Origin of the sequence: Bacillus sp. PS196 (assembly GCF_037963555.1) — a bacterium.
Lineage (GTDB): Bacteria > Bacillota > Bacilli > Bacillales > Bacillaceae > Bacillus > Bacillus subtilis.
The window spans coordinates 2141237-2159529 of sequence record NZ_CP150159.1 but is presented as its reverse complement, the minus strand read 5'-3'; the positions used below and the strand labels follow the sequence as shown (position 1 = coordinate 2159529).

Below are 18293 nucleotides of genomic sequence, written 5' to 3'. Positions count from 1 at the left end.
GCTTTTTTTAATAGAGCTTCCAAACGACTTCTTTTGCCTGCTCAAAACGTTTTTCAGCCTCGCGCCAATCCACGACATTCCACCAGTGATCGACATAGCTGGCCCGGTCATTTTTGTATTGCAAATAGTAGGCATGCTCCCATACGTCAAGCGGTAAAAGGGGGATCACATCCCATTGGCTAAAGAGCTGGTGTTTTTCTGCCGTTAAAATCTCCAGCCGTCCTGATCGAGGTGCCCAGACCAGAATGGCCCAGCCGACGCCTTCCACTTTTTTAGCGGCCTGGGTAAAATGTTCTTTAAAAGCGGAATAGCTTCCAAATGAAAGGTCTATCATTTGGAACAATGCCCCTGTAGGACGCCGTTTTCCGTTTGGATGCATAGAAAACCAAAAAATACTGTGCAAATAATGGCCTGCTCCATGGAACGCAAGCTCTCTTTCCCAATGAGTGATTAAGTCATAATTCTTTGTCGCTCTCGCTTTTTTAAGCTCTGATTCTGCTTTGTTCAGGCCATCGACATAGCTTTGATGATGTTTTGTATGATGAAGGACCATAATATCGCGTGAAATATAAGGTTCTAAGGCGGAGTATTTGTAAGGAAGCTTTGGCAGCACGTGTTTCCCTATAGGGACATAAGCGCGTCTTTCACTTGTATCATCTGATTCTGTAATATCCCGATAAAGGGCAGCGGCCTGTTTATACCAATCTTCTTCTGTTGTTTGGTCATCTTCCAGAGCCTCAATCATCTTGTCGATTTGATCTTCAAACTGGTCAAGCTGACCTCGCTTTTGAATCTGATCTTTCAGGGCTTCACACCAATTGAACATCTCAGCTTGATAAGATTCACGTTTCATTTGCTGTCTCCTTTTCAATAGAATCTAAATACTTCCCGACAGCCAGCAAAGAGAATACATATGGATAACTGTGATAGCGAATATAAAATTGCTTCGGCAATCCGATCCCTGCTGGATACGCGAGGCTATCGAAGCTATGCGAATTGCTGTCGGTAAGGTATTGCATGCCTTTCACAACTGACGGGTGTTCGGAATTTTCATATGTGAGCAAAGCGTCTAAAGCCCAGGCCGTTTGTACAATGGTTCCTCTATGAAGCGGTACATATGTTTTGATTTCGGCGCTTTTGCAGGATTCTCCCCAGCTTCCGTCATCATTTTGTATGGATTTGAGCCAACGCAGAGCCTTTTGTATACCGGGATGCTTTCGGTCAACCCCGCATGCATGCATACCAGTAAGAGCAGCCCAAGTGCCGTAAATGTAGCAAACACCCCATCTGCCGTACCAAGACCCATTTTGTTCCTGATGTTCGAAAAGCCACTTCACTGCGCGTTGAATATGTTGATGTTTTTCTGTGAAGCCAACTTTCTCGCCTAAAAAGTGCAGTACACGTCCGGTGAGGTCGGTGGTTGAAGGGTCAACTGCAGCGTCCTCGGCGGATTCAAGCGGCAGAAGGCGGATCAGTGGATGGTTCACGTTTTTTTCGAAAGCAGAAAATCCGCCGTCATTGTTTTGCATCGATAAAAGCCAAGATACCCCTCGCTCCCATGCTGCAGGAGAATGATTGCGGGGAATCGCCTTTAAAACGGCTGCAGTGTCGTCACAGTCAGGGTTATTTGTATTAATGTTTGAAAACCCCCAGCCGCCAGGAACTGAATTTGGATTTTTGACAGACCAATCTGCTATTTTGGTATGCTGGCGTTCTAGCAAAAAGTCGGCTGCTTTTGTAACGGAGCTATCCGTTTCAGTCACACCATTTTTTTGAAGGGCATAGCTGATTAGAGCTGTATCCCAAACAGTTGAAGTAGAGTTTTCCAGATAAGGAATCCCGTTGCATTTAGTCACCAGTGATTTAATGCCGGTAATCGCCCTCCTGATAATAGGAGAATAGCGTGACACACCAAGTGACAGAAGGCTGTAAACCATAAATATGGTTGCGCTCGCATAGCTGTATAATGTTCCGTCTTTTTCAATCCGGTCCAGCATATACGTTTTAGCTGTCTGTAGGCCCAGCTGCTGAAAAGCAAATGGTGCATGAAAAATGCGTTTCCAATGTGACAAAATAGACGTGAGATCTCTTTCTTCGAAAGCATCAGACCGAAGCCAAGTGAAAGGATTTTTTGTCATGTGCGGATCGAGATGGCGAAGAGATGAAATATTGCGGTTAATAAGGACAAATCGCTGATTGAGTGTTACAGCCATTGGAGCAAAATGAATACGGGCATATGAGCTGAACTGATAGAAATGAATCGGCAATGTTGGGGGGAGCGCCATGAGTGATAATGGTAAATACAAAGCAGGCCAAGGATAAAGCCCGTTCGCGGCAAGCATCCATTTTGTCATAAAATGAACATGTCTCAAACCGCCATGTGAGATGATAAATTGTTCAGCTTTCTTCATGTGCGGCTCAGATCTGTGAAAACATCCTGAAGCCAGCATCCCGACATATCCTTGGACGGTAGCCGTTAGATTTCCGCGCGTTTCATCGGGATAGTTGATAAATGTGCCGTCTGGCTGCTGTTTTGCATGAATGCCGGCTGCAAGGGATGATATCAGTTCTTTTTCATTTTCGCCTTCATCTAGTGAGGTAAGGAGCAAAATAAAAAAGGAATTTGTCATGATTGGTCCTTCAAAGCAAAATGTCCATGAACCATCAGCATTTTGCCTGTCTCTTAACTCGGTAATGGTTTTCTTTTGAAAACGCCTCACTTTCTCCTGAAGTGTGCCCATCACGCTCAACTCCTTCAGAAGCATATATATTCAGCGTCTTTTACTGCCATTACAGAAAGAAAAAAACTGCTGGCAGGCAGCAGTTTTTTAAACATACATGTTAGTCTTCAAGGTTTATCCATACACTTTTGACTTCTGTGTAATTATCCAAGGCATATGATCCCATTTCTCGTCCGAGTCCTGACTGTTTATAACCGCCAAATGGAGACGCCGCGTCAAACACATTATAGCAGTTCACCCAAACGGTTCCGGCTTGAAGTCGGTCCGCGATATAATGAGCCTGCTTGACGTTCTCTGTCCATAGTCCGGCCGCAAGCCCATATTCTGAATGGTTTGCCCGTTCAATAACTTCATCGACAGTTTCGTACGGAATTGCAGTCAGCACGGGTCCGAAAATTTCTTCTTTTGCGATGGTCATTTCGTCTTCAACATTCGCAAACACAGTCGGTGCGACAAAATATCCTGCTTCAAAAGGACAGCTTCCGCCGGTCACTACTTTTGCTCCTTCATCTTTTCCTTTTTGAATATAGGAAAGAACGCGCTCATGCTGTTCCTTGCTTACGAGAGGCCCGATTTGAGTATCTTTATGAAGTCCCGCTCCTTGGCGGAGTGACTCAGCATAGGACGCCATTTCATCAACAACTTCATCATATTGGTCTTTATGAATGAAGACACGTGAGCCCGCACAGCAGACTTGGCCCTGGTTAAACATCACACCGTTTAAAGCGCCCGGGATGGCTTTTTTCAAATTAGCATCCGGCAGAAGAATATTAGGCGATTTTCCGCCCAGCTCCAATGTAACACGCTTAATGCTTTTCGCTGCGGTGGACATGATTTTCTTTCCGATTTCAGTGGAACCGGTAAAGGCAATTTTATCAACCGCTTCGAGGTTCGTCAGCGCTTCTCCCGCATCTTCACCGAATCCTGGGATGATGTTGATTACACCGGCAGGGAAACCGGCTTGGTCAATTAATTCTGCCAAATAAAGAGCTGAAAGCGGTGTTTGTTCAGCCGGTTTGAGGACGATTGTACAGCCTGTTGCAAGTGCCGCGCCCATTTTCCACATCGCCATCAGGAGCGGGAAATTCCATGGAATGATCTGGCCGACGACACCGACAGGCTCATGACGCGTATAATTAAAGTAAGCGCCGGAAACCGGAATCGTCTGTCCTGTTATTTTTGTACACCAGCCGGCGTAATAGCGCATATGCTCAATAGCCAGCGGAATATCTCCATTAGTCGTTTCATTGATCGGTTTCCCATTATCAAGTGTTTCAAGCTGAGCAAGCTCAGTTTTATGCTCTTCCATTAAGTCCGCCAGCTTATACATCAGTCTGCTTCTCGAAGCTGGAGACATTGTTCTCCATTCACCTTGGTCAAAGGCTTTCCGGGCAGCTTTAACCGCTTTGTCCACATCCGCAGCCTGGGCTTCATACAGCGTCATCAAGGTTTCGCCGGTCGCCGGGTTTGGAGTGTCAAAGGTTGCCCCTGAGGCACTCGGAACAAACTTTCCGTCAATATAAAGCTTCTTTGTTCCCTGCAAAAATGTCTCCAGCCTTTTCGTCACTTGCATCGTTAAAGAACTCATCCGTAACAAACCTCCAGTCATTTTTTATGGTCTGTTCTGAGATTCTTGGTGATAGCACATTGATTCTTGGGTTGAATAGCAGAAATAAGCTGTGATAGTTGCTTCAAACGTAAGCGTATACAAACATTCTATAATAGAAATCAAGGCAAAATCAATGAATAACCGATATTGCAATTTACAAAAGAAAAAAGCTACAATAAGCTTATAGATAAGAAAAGGAGATTTCATCATGATTCATAAAAATTGGCTTGAAAAAGAAACAATTAAAAAAGTAAAGTGTGTGCAGACAAACGCAAAAAAATATATCGTAAACCGCGTTTTAACGCCGGGAAAAGAATATGAAGTAAAAAATGAAACAGAGGAGTTTCTCTTTGTGGTCGACAATACGAATAAAGTCGGCGGCTATTATAAAGAATACTTCGAAGAGATGTAATGTTTCCTTGAAGCATCAGACAGATTTTGTTAAAACATCGATACATAATCCGCAGCTCAGCTGCGGTTTTTTTGTGGTTAAAACAGGAAATATAAAACAAAATTAAAAAAATCATTAAAAACCACTTTTTTATAAAAACATTGCTGAATATTGAAACTTTTTTCTCTATATGTGCGTATTACTTGATGACAACAGCTTAAAAGCCAAAAAACAAATCAAAAATTTGAAAAATGTAATCTGTTCGTAATGGTTTAAATGTCTTCTATGTCGTATTCTTATATAGGGATAAAGGACTTATTTTTATGTAGTGAATGATAAAACAAATAGATAAATGCAGAAAGAGGGGTTCTTCATTGGGTATTTTTTCTGTTAGCAGATCAACGGACGCAAAGAAGCTTGAGGCTTTGCTCGTTGAAGGGGAAAGAATAGAATCGATTTATAAGCTCCGAGTGGACCAAATTTGCTTTACAAATAAGCGGATCATTTTCTTTGACAATAAAATGTTTTCCAAAAAGAAGGTTCGTGTATTTCTTCCATATAAAACAATTGAAAGCTTTGCCATCCAAGAAGCGGGAATGTTTGATCCGGACACTGGGCTTTTATTGATGACAAGAAGCAAAACGTTCGAATTAGAATTTGCGAAAGACACCGATTTAAGCGAGGTTCAGGCGGTGCTGACAAAGCATTTGTGCAGCTGAATATTTGATGAGCCAGCCGTTCAAAAAATGGTTAGGCTTTTTTTATATATATATAAAAGAACAGGGCATGTGCGCCCTGTTCTTATTACACCACACTGTTTTTCGCTGAGTTCGAATCAACAAGATCTGCATCTAATACATTTGAAATCGGTACGACAAGAGGAGTAAAGTCGCCATTTTCTTCTCCAAACCCTTGATTTATTTTAGCTGATAAAAAGTAATCGACCTGCTGATACGGACCGAGTGTTAAAGAGGAACCTCGATCCATCGTATTGATTTTAAATCCGCCGACATTTACGACGGAGGGTGAAAAGAACATCTCATCACTTCCTTTTGATTGAGGAGTTAACCGCTTCACTTTCAAAAGAGGCCGGAGAATCAATTTGGTCTCTGTCATCCACATGGCTTCTCGTGCCCATAAATCCGCTCGCATCTCCAAAATTCTGTCCGTAGCCTTGATTTTTTTTATCTGAATTTTGCCATTCTGCCAATAAATTTTGTCCTACGTTAACCGCTGAAGCATTTTCAAAGGAATTAATTTTCAGCATGAAAATATTAATATTGATATACGGAGTTGGTTGAACCACAGGCAAACCTCCTTTCTATAGTTGTATGCTGGCGGTTATAAAGTATGTTAAGACAGGGGGCTTCAAATGGATTTCGAAAAGATGAAGCAGTGGATGGAATTCGCACAGCAGATGTACGGCGGTGACTTTTGGAAACAGGTATTTGATGAAGACCAAAAAACCCCTTTTATGACAAATGGCCAATCTCCGTTTCCGTTTGCGCAGCAAGATCAGCGAGGGAAAGGAGATGCTTCATTTCCGAGCATGGATATTGTAGATACCGTTGCGGAAGTGCAGTTTTTAATTTATCTTCCAGGCTACCGTAAACAAGACGTTCACATATTATCGTACGGAGATTATTTAGTGGTGAAGGGGCAGCGCTTTTCCTATTTTAATGAACAGGACTTTCGCCAAAAAGAAGGGAAATACGGAAGTTTTGAAAAGAAAATTCCGCTTTCCGATCATCTTCATGGAAAGATGAATGCCATTTTTAAAGACGGAATCCTATACATCACCATTCAAAAAGACGAAGGTCAAGCGAAAACCATTGTTATTGATGATTGATTTTCATACTGAGTGCATCTGCCCCATCACGGTCATCAATTGATTCAATCGGAATGACCATAACAATAACATCTGCATTTTGTTCCCCAAAACCGTTATTTCTTTTGATAGCAGAGCACCTGTTCCTTAACTCCGCAGAACCAAAGGTAAGGGATGAGCCGGTGCCTATCGAGTTAGTCTTGAGATGAGAAATATTGATGTTAGTTGGAAGCATGAAAACCTCTCCTTTCTATGGGATATACCTCATTATATATGTAGACGAAAGAGGAGTATGCAAAGGGTCGTGATGTCATGAAAAAAATGTTCCGGTCGCTGATCAGGCATTGCTTGAAACCAGAACTTGACAAACTGCGTGAATGTGAAGAAAGACTCTCAGTGATTGAGAAACAAAAACAAAGCAGCAAACAAGAGTCTGAAGAAACCTATATACATATTGAAACGCTGAATGTCGAAAAGGTTGACTATCATCTTGAATTCGGCGAGCTGACCATTGATGAACTGAGCGGCAGATTAAATATAGGCGCAACCTATTATATACCGCCAGAAGAGAAGGACAAAAAGTGCCAACGAAAACCCGAAGCACCATCGACGCCAGCGGTCACGATCCGTTCAAAAAGGCAGTAGCTCATCTTTCCATCGATGTTTCCATGTTTGACAGAAGGCAAAACGGGAAACAGGATAGAAAGGAGAGGATATACATGGCACTGACAAAAGAACAAACACAGCATCTCTATCATAAATTGCTCGATATGCAAAAAGAATTGTCTGGCGAGAAAAAGGAAACAGAATCAATGACGGAAGAAGTGGGGGAGCTTTCCAACGGGGTTGACAACCATATGGCAGACCACGGGACGCTCGTCACAGACCGGATGACAGACCAAACAGTGAAAGAGATTGACCGGGAGCTGTTAGAGGAGGTCAACCGTGCATTACAAAAGATGAAAGACGGAACTTACGGCGTGTGTGAAAAAACCGGCCAAGAGATTCCTTACGAAAGACTTGAAGCTGTTCCTTATGCAAGAATGACAGTTGAGGCCCAAGCTGATGTGGAGGATGATCTGGAGACAGATGCTCCTTCTTATGAAAGAGAGTTTCATGAACAGGTAAAAGACTTATCCAACAAAGAAACAATTGATCAAAAAGGCTCGCAGACGTATGAAATCTTGGATCGTGAACAAGATTCGAAGTAAAAATGGCAAGCAAGTACACCGATATTAGATGTACTTGCTTTTTTTTTGAAAAAAAATCTCATATTCAAAATAAAGTGATTGACTTTGCGTAAAAAAGAAAGTAACATACTATTTGTAAGTAAATATAAAAAGTTTACCGGGAGGAATACAAATGTCTACAGTTTTATTTGTAAAATCAAGCGACCGTACAGCTGAAGAAGGCGTTTCAACTAAACTTTACGAAGCTTTCTTAGCTGCTTATAAAGAAAACAACCCTAATGATGAAGTGGTTGAATTAGATCTTCATAAGGAAAACCTTCCTTACCTTGGCAGAGATATGATTAACGGAACATTTAAAGCAGGTCAAGGAATGGAAATGACAGAAGATGAGAAAAAACAAGCAGCAATTGCTGACAAATATCTGAACCAGTTTGTAAAAGCTGACAAAGTTGTTTTCGCATTCCCGCTTTGGAACTTCACAGTGCCAGCAGTGCTTCATACTTATGTTGATTATCTGTCTCGCGCAGGCGTTACATTCAAATACACACAAGAAGGACCAGTCGGTTTAATGGGCGGCAAAAAAGTTGCGCTTCTTAACGCTCGCGGCGGTGTCTACTCAGAAGGACCAATGGCTGCACTTGAAATGTCATTAAACTTCATGAAAACAGTTCTTGGTTTCTGGGGTGTTCAAGACTTGCACACAGTTGTCATCGAAGGACATAACGCAGCACCTGATCAAGCGCAAGAAATCGTTGAAAAAGGTTTACAAGAAGCAAAAGATCTTGCTGCAAAATTCTAATAAAGCCAAGACTCCTATCGTTACAAATAGGAGTCTTTTTGTATATACACATTAATATAGAAGAAAATAATCATTCGCTTTTAGCAATAAAGGCTATTTTTTTTATTGTAATATATTTTTTGTTTGTCGAATTGTCAGGTATTTTGGAGAAAAAACAGTTTTATTCACTGGAAAAAGTTTTTCTAAACAATTGTTCTGACCTCTTGATTAAAAGCGCCTGATGGTGTACTATATTAAAGAAGCTACTTTGTGCGTATTGTTAATTAAGTTTTAACCTTTAAGCTGTAATAGGGAGTTTTATATCGAAGCCGGAATGTCATGCCTCCATTGCAGAGGACGACAGGAACGTTTCTGCAAACACCCACTTTGAGGAGTGGTGGTTTAAAACTTTCTTACTTGCATACGGCAAGACGTAGCGAAAGCCATTTCCTTTTCGGAAATGGCTTTTTATTTTATCTAAAAAGGTTTGGTATAGTGAATATTCCATTTTTGTGTGAAAGAAATGAAGGCCGCTTTTTTATGATATGATGGGAGAAATTCAAGGAAAAGCGAGGTTTACACGTTATGTTACATAGAGCCCAATCCCTTCTGGCTCATTATTTTGGTTATGAGAAGTTTCGGAGCGGCCAAGATGAAGCGATCCGCTTGGTGACGGAAGCGAGGCAAAATACGGCCTGCATTATGCCGACGGGAGGCGGCAAATCGATTTGCTATCAAATTCCGGCATTAATGTTTGAAGGGACGACGATCGTCATATCACCGTTGATTTCCTTGATGAAGGATCAAGTTGATGCGTTAGAAGAAGCGGGGATTAACGCCGCCTACATTAACAGCACACAATCCAATCAGGAAATATATGAGAGGCTGAACGGACTCAAAGAAGGGGCTTATAAGCTTTTTTACATTACACCAGAGCGACTAACGTCCACAGAGTTTATCCGGATTTTGCAGGGCATAGATGTTCCTTTGGTCGCAATAGACGAGGCGCACTGTATTTCTCAATGGGGCCATGATTTCAGGCCAAGCTACAGGAATATTGAAATCTTGTTCCGTGAATTACACGACAAGCCTGTCATCATGGCGTTAACAGCAACAGCCACACCCGAGGTTCATGATGATATTTGCAAACAGCTGCATATTCAAAAAGAAAACACGGTATATACCGGATTTTCCCGAGAGAATTTAACCTTTAAAGTAGTAAAAGGAGAAAATAAAGATCGGTTTATAGACGAATATGTGCAAAACAACAGGCATGAAGCAGGAATTGTCTATACCGCGACCAGAAAAGAAGCTGATCGGATATATGAGAGATTGAAACGAAATCAAGTCAGGGCAGGTCGGTATCACGGAGGTTTGGCTGATGATGTGAGAAAAGAGCAGCAGGAAAGGTTTCTTAATGATGAGCTTCAAGTGATGGTGGCAACCTCTGCTTTTGGAATGGGTATTGATAAATCAAATATCAGATTTGTTCTGCATGCACAAATTCCGAAAGATATGGAAAGCTATTATCAAGAGGCAGGACGAGCTGGACGGGACGGTCTTGCCAGTGAATGTGTTCTCCTGTTTTCACCGCAGGATATTATGGTACAGCGCTTCTTAATTGAGCAATCAGAACATGAAGAGAAACAAAAGCAGGATTTAAAAAAGCTGAGACAAATGGTCGACTACTGCCATACGGAAGATTGTCTGCAGCGTTTTATCCTTATGTATTTCGGAGAAAAGGAGCCTGATGCGTGCGGACAGTGCGGAAACTGTACCGATACAAGAGCGGCCCATGACGTGACGCGGGAGGCGCAAATGGTCTTATCTTGTATCATTCGCATGAAAGAACGGTTTGGCAAGACGATGGTTGCACAGGTGCTTGCCGGCTCCAAAAATAAAAAAGTTCTTGAAAACGGCTTTTCCGACCTTTCAACATACGGGATATTAAAACACCAATCCGTTGGCGAAATCAGTGAATTTATCGAATTTCTTATTTCTGACGACTTCATCAGGATGTCCGACGGAACGTTTCCGACTCTTTTTGTCAGCAGTAAAGGAAGGAATGTGCTGAAAGGAGAATTATCAGTAGCGAGAAAAGAAGCGTTAAAAGCGGCAGCGATTACTGAAAATGACGAGCTATTTGAACGATTGCGCATGGTTCGGAAAGAAATTGCGGCTGAGCAGGGTGTTCCGCCATTTGTTGTTTTCTCTGACCAAACGTTAAAAGAAATGTCAGGAAAACAGCCCGTAAATGATGATGAACTTTTGTCTATAAAAGGAGTCGGAGAACAAAAAAGAGCAAAATACGGCCGGCTTTTTTTACAAGAAATACAAGCTTATGCAAGGATGACAGACTAAAAAAACAGAAAAACAATCTTTTTTTCTATAAAAAACACATTTTATTTTCTCTGTTTCGCCTCAAAATAAAAAGACCTGCGAAGCCTATTATATCAAGGGTTCAGCAAGTCTTTCCATCAGAGAGAAATCCTTCATGTAAAGGAACTGTAATCTAAATCATATCTTTTTGTTATTGATTTGACATTTACGTGTGTTACGATATCACCTGTTAGCCGCCAATAAAAAGCTAACAAGGGAGGATTTACTTATGAAGAAGACGATTATGTCCTTTGTGGCAGTTGCTGCACTTTCAACAACTGCATTCGGAGCTCACGCTTCTGCAAAAGAAATTACGGTGCAAAAGGGTGATACGCTCTGGGGAATCTCTCAGAAAAATGGAGTGAACCTAAAGGACTTAAAAGAATGGAACAAGTTAACTTCTGATAAAATCATTGCAGGAGAAAAACTGACCATTTCTTCAGAAGAAACAACCACGACTGGGCAATATACAATTAAAGCGGGAGATACGCTTTCTAAGATTGCTCAAAAATTCGGCACGACAGTCAACAACCTGAAAGTTTGGAATAACTTAAGCTCTGACATGATCTATGCTGGATCAACTCTTTCAGTAAAAGGTCAGGCAACAGCAGCAAACACAGCTACTGAGAATGCGCAAACAAACGCACCTCAAGCTGCGCCAAAACAAGAGGCTGTGCAAAAAGAGCAACCTAAACAAGAAGCTGTACAACAGCAACCTAAACAAGAAACAAAGGCTGAGGCAGAAACTTCTGTTAACACAGAGGAGAAGGCTGTTCAATCAAATACAAATAATCAAGAAGCTTCAAAAGAACTAACAGTTACTGCTACTGCTTACACTGCTAACGACGGCGGCATTTCCGGCGTTACAGCTACAGGCATTGACTTAAATAAGAACCCGAATGCGAAAGTTATTGCGGTTGATCCTAATGTAATTCCGCTAGGTTCTAAAGTCTATGTTGAAGGCTACGGGGAAGCAACAGCAGCAGACACTGGCGGCGCTATTAAAGGAAATAAAATCGACGTATTTGTACCAAGTAAAAGTGATGCTTCTAATTGGGGCGTCAAAACTGTAAGTGTTAAAGTCTTAAACTAATAATATAGATTGTGATAAAAGACATGAGCTTTTGGCTTGTGTCTTTTTTTTGTTCTGCTTAGAGCTGTTTATATCATATGCTGATAAAAGAAAGTGGTCCCGTTTTTCTCTTTATGTGCGATTCAGGGGCTCTCGGGTTAAAAGATTGGTTCCACATTACAGAGACATTCGGCATCATGACATTTATAGCTGGTTGTTACTATCTTTGATCAGCGAAACGAGCTGGTGTTGTATCTTTTTTGGCAGATAATAAGCAGTTGGATGTAGCAGATGCCATTTACGGAACGGAATCGGATTGATTTCAGACGGTTTTTTATTGTGATATTAGGCTCTTGCAGTTGGGCATGGCAGCTTCGGGAGCGAAGTGGCACAACTTTGTCATACTGAAAATACAAAATAATCAATATCAGAAATTCTGCTGATGTGCAATGGCCGACCATTTTAACAGGGATATCATTCAATCCAGTCTTTTATTGGGCTGTTAACCAAGCAATCGTTCAGCGGGTATAGGAGCGAGGATATCGATCAATTTAATTCTGGTTGCGGCGAGGTTCTCAAACTGGAATTTCAGGTTAACAAAAAGGATCCTGGCAGATGCCAAGATCCTTTTTTATTTAAACCAGCCTTTTTCCTTTGACCGGGTAATGGCTTCAATTCGATTTTTCACTTCAAGCTTTTCTAGAATCATTGAGATATAATTCCGCACCGTCCCGCTTTTGATGCTGAGTTCCTGAGCGATTTCTTTTGTGTTTTTACCGTCAGCCACAAGTTCAAGCACTTCTTTTTCTCTATCTGTAAGAGGGTTAGCTTCGCTGTATAAGTCCTCCATCAGCTCAGGTGCATAGATGCGTTTTCCATTCATGACGCTACGGATGGCGTTGGCCAGCTCTTCACTAGGACTGTCTTTTAACAAATAGCCTTTAACGCCAGCTTTAATAGCTCTCTGAAAGTAACCGGGTCTGGCGAAGGTGGTTAAGATGATAATTTTGCAGCCTGTATCTTTTAGCTCCTCAGCAGCTTCAAGCCCTGTTTTTCCGGGCATTTCAATGTCCATAATACATACATCAGGCTGGCGTTTTTTGACAAAATCAACAGCATCTTGGCCGGTTGTACCTTTGCCTACGACTTCCATATCGTCTTCTAGGTTTAAAAGTGATCCTAAAGCGCCCAGCAGCATTTGCTGATCTTCTGCAATAAATATACTAATCATATAAGCCATCCTTTATATTTATTTTGAATTATTAGGAATTGCCATGGTAAGCTTGGTTCCGTTTTCGGTATCGATGTGAAGGCTTCCGTTTGCAAACTCAAGCCGTTCTCTCATCCCGAGTAAGCCATGTCCTTTTGAAAAGGAATTTTCTTCTCCTTTGAATGTTCCATCGTCAGACACTGTAATCACAACTTCCTTCCAGAGCTGCTGAATGTCTACTCGGCAAGTTTTAGCCTGGCTGTGTTTGACGACATTTGTGACAGCTTCCTTTAAGCACATGCTCAAAATGTTTTCATTCAGCAATGAGATATTTTCAGGCCATTTCTCTTCTTCATAGATAAACATAATGTCAGCTGCTTCGAGAATTTGTTTGATGTTGATCAGTTCATCCTTGAGCCGGATGCCCTTCATAGAGGAAACGATTTTTCTTACTTCATTTAAAGAAGTTCGCGCTGTTTGCTGAACACTTTTCAGTTCACGAGCTGCTTGTTCGGGATCTTTGTATATCAATTTTCTTGCTAAGTCGCTTTTTAACCCGATAAGAGAAAGCTTTTGCCCAAGCGTGTCATGGAGATCGCGGGCAATTCGCTGACGCTCTTCTAATTTTACCAGTTCTGCAATCCGTTCATTTGCATCCTCGAGCTTTTCTTCAAGCCGCTCGCGTTCCTTGCGGCTTTTTATACTAAAGGGCAATAAAATCGCACTGATGAGGGTAATGACGACAAAAGGAATTTGAGTCAGAAAGAATTCCTTTTTCAAAACGAGACTGAAATTGGCTGCGACGGCTGCGCTTATTAAATGGACATAATATAAAATATGAAAAGGGACACGTTCCTTAATGTTTCCAATAAAATATGCGATAAAAAAAGCAAAATAAATATAACTGAACAGGGTAATGGAGGCGGTTGAAATGCCAATTAATAAAAATCCCCACAAATAAATGGTCCAGCCTTTTGAGACAAAAGCAAATCGATATACTGAAAAAAATAAAAGCGTCAAAATGATGCCGACAATAATAACAAATGTAGATGATGATTTCCATATAAAGTAGAAGGGGAGGATGAAAAATATCGTCCATATATAGGGCGTAATCCCGTTTAGTTTTTGAAATGTTAAATGCTTTTTAATCATGATCTTACCTCATTTTCAGCTTTTCATCTTACATGTAACTTTATCATTGTGAAAGCCAGAATGCACCCTCCAACAATAAAAAGGAAGCCTTCTAGTAATTAGAAGACCTCCTTTAACATCAGGCGTTCTTCCGCAGCTTCTGTTTTTCTGGTGAATCAGGCGGAAGGTTTACAGGTATATGTTTTATAGCCCGAAATGACACAAACTGTTTGTTATCTTCATCCCAAAGACGGAACGCGAGTGATTGCAGGCTTGTTTTTAAGGTGATTGTCGGTACGTTTTTTAATGGTTCGTGATGTTCATGAGCAACTTCAAGCTTATAGTTAGGCACCTTTGGACTCAAATGATGAACATGGTGGTAACCGATATTGCCTGTTAGCCATTGAAGCAGTTTCGGGAGTTTATAAAATGAACTGCCTTCAACAGCAGCCTGAACGTAGCTCCAGTTTTCATCCGCTTCAAAATAAGAATCTTCAAAGGTATGCTGCACATAAAACAGCCAAACACCGATTGAACCTGAAATCAGAAATATTGGGCCTTGCACCAGTAAAAACGATTGCCAGCCAAAGATCAGACAGCAAGCGGCAGCCAACGCGACAATTGCCAGATTCGTAAGGTATGTGTTTACACGTTCCTTGCGTCTTGCGCCTTTTTTGTTAAAACGGTTCGTGATCAGAAAAACATAAATCGGTCCGAGAATAAACATGATAAACGGGTTTCTATAAAGTCTGTATGCAAGCTTTGTTCGTCTGGATGCAGCTTTATATTCGTTTACTGTTAACATCCAGATGTCTCCTGTTCCGCGTTTATCCAGATTGCTGCTAGTCGCATGATGAATCGAATGGCTGTGCTGCCATTGAAGATACGGGAATAAAGTCAGGACACCTGTCAGAAAACCGAGAATGTGGTTATAGCGTTTTTGTTTGAAAAAAGATTGATGGCAGCAGTCATGGAAGATGATAAAAATTCTTGTCAGAAAACCTGCGGCAATCACCGTTAATGCTAACGTAAGAAGATAGGAGACATCGAGGCTGAGATAAGCAAGAAACCATAGGCCGAAGAATGGGATAAACGTGTTTAAAAGCTGAATCAGGCTGTTTTTTGTTTCAGGCTGAGCAAATGCAGCGACTTGCTTTGTCAGCTGTTTTTGTTTATGTGCAATGGTTTGTTCAGTCATAGTAAGTATCCTCTCATTGTGTGTCTCGGTTCAGTATACGCTAATGAGAGAAGTCTTTTGTAGTAGCACACATCATGCCTCCTATATGACATTTGTCATGTCTCGTGCGGCATGCATAACCGATTGCGCTAAAAAAGCTTGTAAAAAAATTTACAAGCTGATTAATGTTTATCAATCCATATGCGTGATGTACCCGAAATAGCTTCAATCCTGCATGTTCCTCCTATAGGGAACGTGGCAATTGGCGAGGTATGTCCGGCATTTATATTTGCGATGATCGGGATGCCGGATAATTCTTTTTTTGTTTCGATCATGGCTTTTACAAGATCCATTGATACGTTTGATGCTTTCTGAAATCTGCCGATCAAAATCGCCTTTACATGTGAAAAAGCGGGGAGGTGGATGAGTGATTGCAGATCGCGGTCAAACATATGGATGTCTGACATATAATCATCTTCAATCAATAAAATAGTATGTTCTGTTTCGGGAAAATACTCCGTTCCCTGCAGCAAATTAAGCGTGCATAAGTTTCCGCCAATTAAAGTACCTTCCGCATAACCTTCTTGGATTACAACAGGGCCGTTATTAGGATAAAAACGCCTGTTTTCTTGATCCAAAAACCAGCGGTCATCGCTCCACTCACTTGAAGGAAGAATTTCAAACGGGTCGTCCGAAGCGCAGCAAGAAAGAAAATACTCTTGTGTATAATCAAGCCCTTTTTTCATTGCAAATGTTGAGAAGTGGGGGCCTGAATACGTAACAAGACCCGTTTTTCGATAAATTGCGTTGCAAAGAGCGGTTATATCGGAATAGCCGCACAGAATTTTTGGATGTCGTTTGATTTTCTCGTAATCAAGATAACGCAGCAGCTGATTTGAATTAAACCCTCCGAGTGTCGTTAAAATCGCTTTGACGCCTGGATCAAAAAAGGCAGCGTGCAGATCATGGACTCTTGACTCGATAGAGGATGAATCAAATTCATTACATTCATTTGCGTGTTCAGCGATGGTTACCCGATAACCTAAGCGTTCTAACGCCGTTTTTGCTTGGATTTTTGCTTCATTTGATAATATAGACATGCTGGTCGCGGGAGACACGATCCGGATTTCGTCTCCCTTTTTCAGTTTTGAGGCGTACATAGAACCCTCCATCAATGGTTTTATACCATTACAGCATATATTGGCTCTTTCTTCCAGACTTTTTTACAAATCAACCCACTTAATGCTGCCGGATTGGGTATCATGATCGATACATACTTTGAATTGATGTTTTTCATAAAAGTGAATCAGCCGGTCTACATGATTCCAATCCCGTTTGGCGATGTCTCCGGTGACTTTCGGTATATTGTGGTCTCTTGCAATATCTTTTAAATATTTCATGCAAATGGAGCCAAACCCGTGATTCGGAGGGCCTTTTATATCGCCTATATGAATGGCATCGTCCTTGTAAGACGCTACAAGTGAAAAACAGCCTTTTCCTCGGTAAGCCGTTTTACAATCAGTTAGCATAATTTTGCATGTTTGGCCATCATCAATCGAGGAAACAATCATCCACTCATCATGTTTCGATTGATCAATACCAAGCACTTTGGCATCTTTAGATAAATCCTTCATATTCTCCTGCATGCGATAAATTTGAAATTCTAAATCATTTAATTCTTCTTCAAGCTCTTGACGATTTTTTTCTTTAATAGTAAACAAGATCAAACTCCTTTCAAAAATCAGCTTAGAAACACAGTTACCAATTGTATTAGAAGAGAGGCGTATTGTAAACAACAATTCCATTATTACTAGAAATTAGCGGAAAGTCAGGTTTGATCGTTTTTAAGAGAGGAAAAAGAAAACTAACCTGTGAAAAAGGAGGAATCGGAATGGCGATTGATTCATTGATTAACAAATTACAGTATGTCCAATTGGAACCGCCGGATAAAATTCTCTCTCTGTATCTCAATACAGACATGAGAGATCCAGAGCAGCAGGGGGGAGAATGGAAGATTGCCCTAAAGTCAGGATTCAGCCGATTAAAAGAGTATTTGGCAGCTAGTGATCCAGAGGAGGAAAAGTGTCTGGATGGAATCAGGGCTAAAATGAATCAATACTTGAATGCAATGGGAAAAGACATGCCCCGCAGTCTCGTGTTTTTTGTTTCCGACAGCGGCATATGGGAGCCTATTAAGCTTCAAGTCCCTGTAGATACAAGATTTTACTGGGAAGAAACAGCTGTCCTGGATCAGCTGAAGGGTTTGCGCCAGGCATACCCAAGTACGGCGTTTATTTTAACTCAGCAGCATGAAGTGAAAATTATTGAAACCGTTTTAGGAAAAATTGAGGCGGTGGAGTGTTATGAGTATGATATGATCAATGAGTCTTGGAAGAATTTCCATTCCGCTGTAGACAAAGCGGCACCAGTTGAAGAGAATCGGATGAGGGAACATGTAACAGAGAACCAATCAAGACTGTATAAGCGGCTGGCTGCCAGCCTTGATCAAAAAGCTGCCGCGAAAAGATGGGAACGAATGGTTATTGCCGGGGATAAAGAAACGGCCGATATCTTGGATCAGCATATGAATAAACCCATTCATTCGAAAATTCAAAAGAACCTGCTGAATGAAAATGAACATAAGGTCATTGAACATTTGATAAAAGAGGCGTAAACCTAACAGGCCGGGGCTAATAGCCTCCGGCCTTTGAAGTGTGTCTAATTTCTGACGAAGCAATCGAAACCGTTGACATCTTCTTTGAATTTGCATACGATTTGGATAGCCAG

Annotated in this window: 20 protein-coding genes and 1 other RNA gene; 10 read left to right on the top strand and 11 right to left on the bottom strand. The window is 41.3% G+C overall.

Features of this window, described 5'->3' with window-relative positions; all coding sequences use genetic code 11:
- Window positions 1-7 precede the first annotated feature (7 nt).
- From NST79_RS10990 to dhaS, 3 genes are all read right to left on the bottom strand, one after another.
- Entirely contained in the window at window positions 8-853 is an 846-nt protein-coding gene (locus NST79_RS10990; RefSeq protein WP_003231240.1) for a superoxide dismutase, read from the bottom strand.
- Entirely contained in the window at window positions 843-2741 is a 1899-nt protein-coding gene (gene sqhC, locus NST79_RS10985) for a prenyltransferase/squalene oxidase repeat-containing protein (RefSeq protein ID WP_212059739.1), read from the bottom strand. The genes NST79_RS10990 and sqhC overlap by 11 nt, the downstream gene beginning before the upstream one ends.
- Window positions 2742-2841: 100 nt before the next feature.
- Window positions 2842-4329, bottom strand: coding sequence for an aldehyde dehydrogenase family protein (gene dhaS / locus NST79_RS10980; RefSeq protein WP_212059747.1), 1488 nt, complete (start codon window positions 4327-4329; stop codon window positions 2842-2844).
- Window positions 4330-4558: 229 nt separating this feature from the next.
- Between dhaS and NST79_RS10975 the strand changes: the two genes are divergently transcribed.
- Both NST79_RS10975 and NST79_RS10970 read left to right on the top strand, forming a co-directional pair.
- The gene (locus tag NST79_RS10975; protein WP_003231245.1) at window positions 4559-4762 is read left to right on the top strand and encodes a DUF6501 family protein; all 204 of its coding nucleotides are present in this window, start codon (window positions 4559-4561) and stop codon (window positions 4760-4762) included.
- Between the two features lie 353 nt (window positions 4763-5115).
- A complete protein-coding gene (locus tag NST79_RS10970; protein WP_003220141.1) occupies window positions 5116-5460 on the top strand; it encodes a PH domain-containing protein in 345 nt (114 codons plus the stop codon).
- A gap of 85 nt (window positions 5461-5545) precedes the next feature.
- On the opposite strand, the gene NST79_RS10965 is transcribed toward NST79_RS10970, so the two are convergent.
- Together NST79_RS10965 and NST79_RS10960 are read right to left on the bottom strand one after the other, a co-directional pair.
- Window positions 5546-5779 carry a hypothetical protein gene (locus NST79_RS10965; protein ID WP_003231251.1) on the bottom strand — a complete coding sequence of 78 codons (234 nt, stop codon included), beginning with the start codon at window positions 5777-5779 and terminating at the stop codon, window positions 5546-5548.
- A gap of 4 nt (window positions 5780-5783) precedes the next feature.
- Complete coding sequence (locus tag NST79_RS10960; protein WP_004399338.1) at window positions 5784-6047, bottom strand: hypothetical protein; 264 nt, start codon at window positions 6045-6047, stop codon at window positions 5784-5786.
- Window positions 6048-6113: 66 nt separating this feature from the next.
- On the opposite strand from NST79_RS10960, the gene yocM reads away from it, so the two are divergent.
- A complete protein-coding gene (gene yocM, locus NST79_RS10955; protein ID WP_003231255.1) occupies window positions 6114-6590 on the top strand; it encodes a salt stress-responsive protein YocM in 477 nt (158 codons plus the stop codon).
- On the opposite strand, the gene NST79_RS10950 is transcribed toward yocM, so the two are convergent.
- Window positions 6577-6804: a hypothetical protein gene (locus NST79_RS10950; RefSeq protein ID WP_015383862.1), complete on the bottom strand. Its 228-nt coding sequence runs from the start codon at window positions 6802-6804 to the stop codon at window positions 6577-6579. The two genes, yocM and NST79_RS10950, sit on opposite strands and share 14 nt — an antisense overlap.
- Before the next feature lie 77 nt (window positions 6805-6881).
- Here NST79_RS10950 and NST79_RS10945 point away from each other — a divergent pair, with 77 nt between their 5' ends.
- The 6 genes from NST79_RS10945 to NST79_RS10920 all read left to right on the top strand — a co-directional run bounded on the left by NST79_RS10945 (window position 6882) and on the right by NST79_RS10920 (window position 12009).
- Window positions 6882-7214 (top strand): hypothetical protein, encoded by a 333-nt coding sequence (locus NST79_RS10945; protein ID WP_003231257.1) that lies wholly within the window; start codon window positions 6882-6884, stop codon window positions 7212-7214.
- Between the two features lie 74 nt (window positions 7215-7288).
- Window positions 7289-7780 (top strand): TraR/DksA family transcriptional regulator, encoded by a 492-nt coding sequence (locus NST79_RS10940; protein WP_212059749.1) that lies wholly within the window; start codon window positions 7289-7291, stop codon window positions 7778-7780.
- A 151-nt stretch (window positions 7781-7931) separates the two neighbouring features.
- On the top strand, window positions 7932-8558 hold the full coding sequence (gene azoJ / locus NST79_RS10935) for an FMN-dependent NADH-azoreductase AzoJ (protein ID WP_003231260.1): 627 nt from the start codon (window positions 7932-7934) through the stop codon (window positions 8556-8558).
- Window positions 8559-8794: 236 nt separating this feature from the next.
- A non-coding RNA gene (gene ssrS / locus NST79_RS10930) (6S RNA) lies at window positions 8795-8981 on the top strand.
- 141 nt (window positions 8982-9122) lie between these two features.
- Window positions 9123-10898: a DNA helicase RecQ gene (gene recQ / locus NST79_RS10925; RefSeq protein ID WP_212059751.1), complete on the top strand. Its 1776-nt coding sequence runs from the start codon at window positions 9123-9125 to the stop codon at window positions 10896-10898.
- A 247-nt stretch (window positions 10899-11145) separates the two neighbouring features.
- On the top strand, window positions 11146-12009 hold the full coding sequence (locus NST79_RS10920; protein ID WP_003231267.1) for a 3D domain-containing protein: 864 nt from the start codon (window positions 11146-11148) through the stop codon (window positions 12007-12009).
- 610 nt (window positions 12010-12619) lie between these two features.
- Here NST79_RS10920 and desR read toward each other — a convergent pair.
- The 5 genes from desR to NST79_RS10895 all read right to left on the bottom strand — a co-directional run bounded on the left by desR (window position 12620) and on the right by NST79_RS10895 (window position 17227).
- Entirely contained in the window at window positions 12620-13219 is a 600-nt protein-coding gene (gene desR / locus NST79_RS10915) for a two-component system response regulator DesR (protein WP_004399356.1), read from the bottom strand.
- A gap of 18 nt (window positions 13220-13237) precedes the next feature.
- On the bottom strand, window positions 13238-14350 hold the full coding sequence (gene desK, locus NST79_RS10910; protein WP_014477063.1) for a two-component sensor histidine kinase DesK: 1113 nt from the start codon (window positions 14348-14350) through the stop codon (window positions 13238-13240).
- Window positions 14351-14468: 118 nt separating this feature from the next.
- Window positions 14469-15527, bottom strand: a complete 1059-nt coding sequence (gene desE / locus NST79_RS10905; protein WP_003231272.1) for a fatty acid desaturase DesE — start codon at window positions 15525-15527, stop codon at window positions 14469-14471.
- A gap of 161 nt (window positions 15528-15688) precedes the next feature.
- Window positions 15689-16666, bottom strand: a complete 978-nt coding sequence (locus tag NST79_RS10900) for an LD-carboxypeptidase (protein ID WP_038429120.1) — start codon at window positions 16664-16666, stop codon at window positions 15689-15691.
- A 63-nt stretch (window positions 16667-16729) separates the two neighbouring features.
- Window positions 16730-17227 (bottom strand): N-acetyltransferase, encoded by a 498-nt coding sequence (locus NST79_RS10895; RefSeq protein WP_014477061.1) that lies wholly within the window; start codon window positions 17225-17227, stop codon window positions 16730-16732.
- Between the two features lie 170 nt (window positions 17228-17397).
- Between NST79_RS10895 and NST79_RS10890 the strand changes: the two genes are divergently transcribed.
- The gene (locus NST79_RS10890) at window positions 17398-18180 is read left to right on the top strand and encodes a VLRF1 family aeRF1-type release factor (RefSeq protein ID WP_212060162.1); all 783 of its coding nucleotides are present in this window, start codon (window positions 17398-17400) and stop codon (window positions 18178-18180) included.
- Window positions 18181-18293 lie beyond the last annotated feature (113 nt).

Bases quoted from the DNA above. Each gene is read 5' to 3' on its own strand.
- NST79_RS10990 (WP_003231240.1), bottom strand. From the start codon at position 853: ATGAAACGTGAATCTTATCAAGCTGAGATGTTCAATTGGTGTGAAGCC.
- sqhC (WP_212059739.1), bottom strand. From the start codon at position 2,741: ATGGGCACACTTCAGGAGAAAGTGAGGCGTTTTCAAAAGAAAACCATT.
- dhaS (WP_212059747.1), bottom strand. From the start codon at position 4,329: ATGAGTTCTTTAACGATGCAAGTGACGAAAAGGCTGGAGACATTTTTG.
- NST79_RS10975 (WP_003231245.1), top strand. From the start codon at position 4,559: ATGATTCATAAAAATTGGCTTGAAAAAGAAACAATTAAAAAAGTAAAG.
- NST79_RS10965 (WP_003231251.1), bottom strand. From the start codon at position 5,779: ATGTTCTTTTCACCCTCCGTCGTAAATGTCGGCGGATTTAAAATCAAT.
- yocM (WP_003231255.1), top strand. From the start codon at position 6,114: ATGGATTTCGAAAAGATGAAGCAGTGGATGGAATTCGCACAGCAGATG.
- NST79_RS10950 (WP_015383862.1), bottom strand. From the start codon at position 6,804: ATGCTTCCAACTAACATCAATATTTCTCATCTCAAGACTAACTCGATA.
- NST79_RS10945 (WP_003231257.1), top strand. From the start codon at position 6,882: ATGAAAAAAATGTTCCGGTCGCTGATCAGGCATTGCTTGAAACCAGAA.
- NST79_RS10940 (WP_212059749.1), top strand. From the start codon at position 7,289: ATGGCACTGACAAAAGAACAAACACAGCATCTCTATCATAAATTGCTC.
- azoJ (WP_003231260.1), top strand. From the start codon at position 7,932: ATGTCTACAGTTTTATTTGTAAAATCAAGCGACCGTACAGCTGAAGAA.
- recQ (WP_212059751.1), top strand. From the start codon at position 9,123: ATGTTACATAGAGCCCAATCCCTTCTGGCTCATTATTTTGGTTATGAG.
- NST79_RS10920 (WP_003231267.1), top strand. From the start codon at position 11,146: ATGAAGAAGACGATTATGTCCTTTGTGGCAGTTGCTGCACTTTCAACA.
- desR (WP_004399356.1), bottom strand. From the start codon at position 13,219: ATGATTAGTATATTTATTGCAGAAGATCAGCAAATGCTGCTGGGCGCT.
- desK (WP_014477063.1), bottom strand. From the start codon at position 14,350: ATGATTAAAAAGCATTTAACATTTCAAAAACTAAACGGGATTACGCCC.
- desE (WP_003231272.1), bottom strand. From the start codon at position 15,527: ATGACTGAACAAACCATTGCACATAAACAAAAACAGCTGACAAAGCAA.
- NST79_RS10900 (WP_038429120.1), bottom strand. From the start codon at position 16,666: ATGTACGCCTCAAAACTGAAAAAGGGAGACGAAATCCGGATCGTGTCT.
- NST79_RS10890 (WP_212060162.1), top strand. From the start codon at position 17,398: ATGGCGATTGATTCATTGATTAACAAATTACAGTATGTCCAATTGGAA.